The sequence below is a fragment of the Mesorhizobium sp. YIM 152430 genome (assembly GCF_029210365.1).
In the GTDB taxonomy this organism is placed as follows: Bacteria; Pseudomonadota; Alphaproteobacteria; order Rhizobiales; family Rhizobiaceae; genus Aliihoeflea.
Map to the genome: position 1 here is coordinate 1 of NZ_JARGES010000044.1, position 622 is coordinate 622.

General features: G+C 68.2%; 1 protein-coding gene. It reads right to left on the minus strand.

What is annotated here, in order from left to right:
- Positions 1-19 precede the first annotated feature (19 nt).
- Positions 20-622, minus strand: a 603-nt coding sequence (locus tag PZ895_RS15100) for a sulfurtransferase/chromate resistance protein (RefSeq protein ID WP_275839828.1), incomplete at its 5' end; no start/stop codon positions are given.

Below are 622 nucleotides of genomic sequence, written 5' to 3' on the forward strand. Positions count from 1 at the left end.
GGATATGCGCGGTCCTGCATCAATCCGCCTTCGGCTTGTTCGTGGGCCAGTTGTGGGTCTCGTCGGTCGCATCCCGCGCCCAGCGATAGAAGGCGTCGTAGAGCCGCATCCCGGCTTCCAGCTGCTCCAGATCGTCGGAGTACATTCGCGACAGGCCGAGCGACGCGGCAAGCAACCCTGCGGCCTCGGGCGCCAGATCAAGCCGCGCCGTATCCGCACCGCGCACGATGGCTGCCAGGCGGTCGAGCGCTGGAATTGTCAGGCCGAACTCGGCCAGCATCACGTCGAAGGTGCAGAGGTCGTCACGGTGGCTCCAGAAGACGCCTTCGATGTCGAAAGGTGACGCGTTGTAGCGTTCGGCGACGCCCACCACCTCGGCGGGCGCCACGAACAGGATGATCGCGCGAGGATCGAGAAAGCGGCGGATCAGCCAGGGGCACGCGATGCGGTCGATCTTCGGCCGGGAACGCGTCACCCAGATGGTGCGGCCCTGCGCGTCGCGCGCGGGCAGCTTCGTCGGATCGATCAGCGGTAGGCCGGCGGAGCGCCAGGCCTCGAAGCCGCCCTCGAGATACTCCGAGGCGCAGCCCTCGGCGCGCAGCCAGGCGGCGGTGCCCTGACT